This is a genomic window from Streptomyces sp. SID3343 (assembly GCF_009865215.1).
Taxonomy (GTDB): domain Bacteria; phylum Actinomycetota; class Actinomycetes; order Streptomycetales; family Streptomycetaceae; genus Embleya.
In genome coordinates, this window is record NZ_WWJX01000287.1 from 1 (window position 1) to 2,471 (window position 2,471).

General features: G+C 70.1%; 1 protein-coding gene and 1 pseudogene. Both read right to left on the reverse strand.

All coding sequences use genetic code 11. The annotated features are described in order from the left end of the window. A pseudogene (locus tag GT354_RS09860) lies at nt 1-602 on the reverse strand (hypothetical protein); the annotation flags it as partial. A gap of 1,111 nt (nt 603-1,713) precedes the next feature. Then, nucleotides 1,714-2,471 (reverse strand): cbb3-type cytochrome c oxidase subunit I (locus GT354_RS09865; RefSeq protein ID WP_202511706.1); only part of this gene is annotated, 758 nt, incomplete at its 5' end.

Sequence of the window (2,471 nt, forward strand, 5' to 3'; positions counted from 1 at the left end):
GGGGGCGGGGCGGCCCCGGGCAGGTCCTGCGCTCCCGGAGGGTCGTACGTGTTCGTACCGTGTCCGCCGACGGAGCGGTGGGCGTCGTACTCGTCCGCGACGGGTCGGTCGTCGAAGTGCCGGTGCGGGTCGTACTCGTGGGCGGCGGATCGGTCGTCGGAGTGTCCGGCTGTGTCGTGTGGGTGGTCGTACTCGTGCGCGGCGGATCGGTCGGCGGAGTCCCCGTCGGAGTCGGCCCACCATCGGTCGAAGGCGGCGTCGTGGTCGTCGGTCGGGGTCGTGTCCTCCCCGAACGACGGGGCCGGCGCCTCGTTTTCGGGGGCTTCTTCGTCCGGATCGGGGTGCGGCTCGGCCAGGAACGTGAGCGTCCCGTCCGGGTCGACGAGCAGGGGGTAGCGCGTGCCGTCCGGGTCGACGTCGATCGCGCGCACGGGCCGGTCGAGGAGGGACGCCGTGAAGCGGACCTCGTCGATGGCGGCATGCCGGGCTCTTGTCCCCTCGGGAACGTAGACGGGCGTGCCGTCCACGGTCGCGGCGCCGTCTTCGGGGTACTCGATGACGAACAGCGGCGTGGCCGGGACGGCGGAGGCGTGCGTGGTCAACGGTTCTCCCGAGATCTCGGACGGTTCAGGCGGGCGCGTACGTCGCCGGCGACAGGCCGGCGGCGCTCGACGGATGGCGGGACCGGCATGTGGTCCCGCGGGGTTGGCACGGCGCCCGTTGCCGTGACGCGAGACCGCGCGGCGACGTGGCGCGGGTACGTGGACGGTGCCGCCGCCGAGGCCCGATTCGGCACCCGGGCCCGATTCGGTGCCCTGGCCCGGTCCGGCGATGGGGCCGGTCCGGCGACAAGGACGGTCCTCTCGGCGGTGGCCGATCCCTCGCCGTCGTCGATCGAGCGGCTCGGATCCCGACCGAACACCCGCGCGGGCGACGCCCGGACACCGTCCGGTGGGAATCAGCCGTGGGCGGAACGGCAGATGCGGGCCTCGGGGGAATCGTCCCCCCGGCCGCTGAACCGGACGCCGAAACCACAGGCGGCCCACGGGGAGACGGCATCCGGTCGGGACGTGGCGCGATCGGGGCGACCACGCCGAGCCGATGTCTCGGACGCGGAGCGACGCTCGGCGTGGTCCGAGGCGCCGGATCCACGGGGCGGCGGGGCGGATACGGCCGATCGGGTGTCGGTGCGCGGACCTGTCCGCTGTGGATCGGGAGGCGCGGACGTCGCCGGGGTCGCGGGTGTCGCCGGGCCGGTCGGGTCGAGGGGGGTCGCCGTGGACGGTGCGATCCCCGGGAGGGGCGCGCTGTTGGCGATCAGGGCGGGATCCAGGGCTTGGGCGGGGGTGGTTGGTGTCGCGGTGTCGCAGGCGGCCAGGAGCAGGAGAGCCGCCGCGGCGGCCAGTCGAGTGATATACACGCGTTCCTCCATGAGCAAGAGGTTTGTCCCATAAGGGGTAACGCGCGGACGCTCGCGGAGTCACTCGGGTGCTGCCCCGGCCTCGATTCCCGGTCGACCTTTTGAACCGACCTCGGTCGACCTCGGTCGACGGGAACACCGGAACAGTCGACGGGCCTTGGTGACGGCCCGACTCCCGTCTACGTCGTCTCGTCTCGCATCGCGTTGCCTTGCGTCGAGACCGGAGCCGGTGACGGCCGCCCGCCCGGTGGCAGGCCGTCGCCGGTTCGGTTTTGGCTTTCGGCCCGTCCCTCCTACCTGCCCATCTTGTCGGGGTTGACGTCGAGGACGCCCTCGATTCCGCGTTGGGTCTCGTAGTCCAGGACGGCGATCTCGGGATGGTGGAGGTCGAAGGCCGGGGATTCGGAACGGATCCGGGGAAGCCTGGTGAAGTTGTGTCGGGGTGGTGGGCAGGAGGTGGCCCACTCCAGCGAGCGTCCGTAGCCCCAAGGGTCGTCCACGATCACCTTGCGTCCGTACTTGTGTGTCTTCCAGACGTTCAACAGGAAAGGCAGCGTGGACAGGCCGAGCAGGAACGCGCCGATGCTGGAGACCGTGTGCAGCGTCGTGAACCCGTCGGAGTCGAGGTAGTCCGCGTAGCGGCGCGGCATCCCCTCGGCGCCGAGCCAGTGTTGGACGAGGAAGGTGGTGTGGAAACCGACGAACAGCGTCCAGAAGTGGATCTTTCCGAGCCGCTCGTCCAGCATCTTGCCGGTGAACTTGGGCCACCAGAAGTGGAATCCGGCGAACATCGCGAACACGACGGTGCCGAAGACGACGTAGTGGAAGTGAGCGACGACGAAGTAGGTGTCGGTCACGTGGAAGTCGAGCGGGGGTGAGGCGAGAACGACGCCGGTGAGGCCGCCGAAGAGGAACGTGACCAGGAATCCGATCGACCACAGCATGGGCGTCTCGAACGAGAGCGATCCGTGCCACATCGTGCCGATCCAGTTGAAGAACTTCACACCCGTGGGCACGGCGATGAGGAACGTCATGAAGGAGAAGAACGGCA